1 protein-coding gene is annotated in these 2057 nt (G+C 68.7%); it reads left to right on the top strand.

Translation table 11 applies throughout. The features are described from left to right. A partial coding sequence (locus ETD86_RS54060; protein WP_138674343.1) for a condensation domain-containing protein occupies positions 1–2057 on the top strand: 2057 nt, incomplete at both ends.

Here is a 2057-nt window from a genome sequence, read left to right as displayed (position 1 = left end):
TGGTGGTGTTGCCGGAGTTGCCGCTGACGCCGAACGGGAAGCTGGACCGCAAGGCGCTGCCCGCGCCGGCCTACGCGACCGGGTCCGGTCGCGCCCCGGCCACGGTGCAGGAAGAACTCCTGTGTGCCGCCTTCGCCCATGTGCTCGGGGTGGACTCGGTCGGTGTGGATGACGACTTCTTCCAGCTGGGCGGCCATTCGCTGCTGGCGGTGTCGCTGGTGGAGTTGCTGCGTGGGCGTGGTGTGTCGGTGTCGGTGCGGGCGTTGTTCGAGTCGCCCACTCCGGCGGGTCTGGCCCGGTCGGCCGGTGTCGATGCGGTGGAGGTGCCGGAGAACCTCATTCCGGCCGATGCCGAGCGGATCACGCCGGAGATGTTGCCGTTGGTGGATCTGTCCGCGGACGAGGTGGAGCGGGTGGTGGCCTCGGTGGCGGGTGGCGCGGCGAACGTGGCGGATGTGTATCCGCTGGCGCCGCTGCAGGAGGGCCTGCTCTTCCACCACTTGCTCGCCGGCGACGGCGTGGACGTGTACGTCTCGGCATATGTGCTGGAATTCGACTCGCGGGCCCGGCTGGACGGATTCGCGCAGGCTTTGCAGCAGGTGATCGACCGGCACGACATCTACCGCACCGGCGTGGTGTGGGAAGGGCTGCCCGAGCCGGTCCAGGTGGTGTGGCGGCACGCGGTGCTGCCGGTCGTCGAGCATGAGCTGGGTCATCCGGGTGACGGCGATTCCGTCACCGCGCTGAGGGCGGCCGCAGGCGCTGCGATGGATCTGGGCCGGGCGCCGTTGATGGACCTGCACATCGCCGAGGTGGCCGAGGGCCGCTGGCTGGGGTTGGTGCGGATGCACCACATGGTGCAGGACCACCAGGGCATGGACATGCTGGTCCAGGAACTGCAGGCCGTACTTGCCGGCGAGTCCGGTCGGCTGGCTGCGGCGTCGCCGTTCCGGAACTTCGTGGCGCAGACCCGCGGCGGGGTGTCCCGGGCCGAGCACGAGCGGTTCTTCGCCGAACTGCTGAGTGACGTGACCGAGCCGACCGCGCCGTTCGGGCTGCTGGATGTCCACGGTGACGGTAGCGATCTGGTCTCCGAACTGGTGCCGATCCCCGACGATGTGGTGACGGCGCTCCGGCAGGCGGCGCAGCGGATGGGGGTCAGCGCGGCCACGGTGTTGCACGTGGCGTGGGCGCGGGTGCTGGCGGTGCTGGCTGGGCGCGACGACGTGGTCTTCGGCACGGTCCTGTTCGGGCGGATGAACGCCGGTGAGGGCGCGGATCGTGCGCTGGGTCCCTTCTTCAACACGCTGCCGGTGCGGGTGCGCACTGGTCAGATCGGGGTACGGGCGGCCGTCGAGGAGATGCGGACGCAGCTGGCGGCGCTGCTGGAGCACGAGCACGCCCCGCTGGCGGTGGCGCAGCAGGCCGGTGGGCTTGCCGGCAACACGCCGCTGTTCACCTCGCTGTTCAACTACCGGCACGGTGCACAGGAGGCGGACAGTACGCCTCAGCAGTCGATCGAAGGCGTCCGGCAGGTCTTCGTTCAGCAGCAGAACAGCTATCCGTTGACCGTGTCGGTGAACGACTGGGGTGCCGAAGGGCTCAGTCTGAGCGTCCTCGCGGTGGATCCCATCGATGCGCGCGGGGTGGGTCTGCTGGTGCGGACTGTGGTGGAGAATCTGGTGGCCGCGCTCACCGTGGCTCTGGATGATGGCCCGGATCTGGCGCTGCAGTCCGTGGGGGTCTTGGACGGGCGGGAACGCGATCGGCTGCTGGTTGAGTGGAATGACACGGCGGCGGTGGTCGGTGCTGGGGTGGTGGAGTCGTTCGAGCGTCAGGTGGTCGTGACTCCGGATGCGGTTGCGGTGGTGGCTGGTGGTGTCGAGGTCTCTTATGCGGAGTTGGATGCTGCTGCTAATCGGTTGGCGGGTTATCTGCGTGGTGCTGGGGTGGGGGCGGAGTCGGTAGTTGGGTTGTGTCTGCCGTCCGGGGTGCAGATGATCACGGCGATTTTGGGTGTGTGGAAGGCGGGGGCGGCGTATCTGCCGATTGATGGG

The organism is Nonomuraea turkmeniaca (assembly GCF_005889735.1).
Lineage (GTDB): Bacteria > Actinomycetota > Actinomycetes > Streptosporangiales > Streptosporangiaceae > Nonomuraea > Nonomuraea turkmeniaca.
The sequence above is the reverse complement of the archived record's forward strand: the minus strand, read 5'-3'. Positions and strand labels throughout refer to the sequence as shown.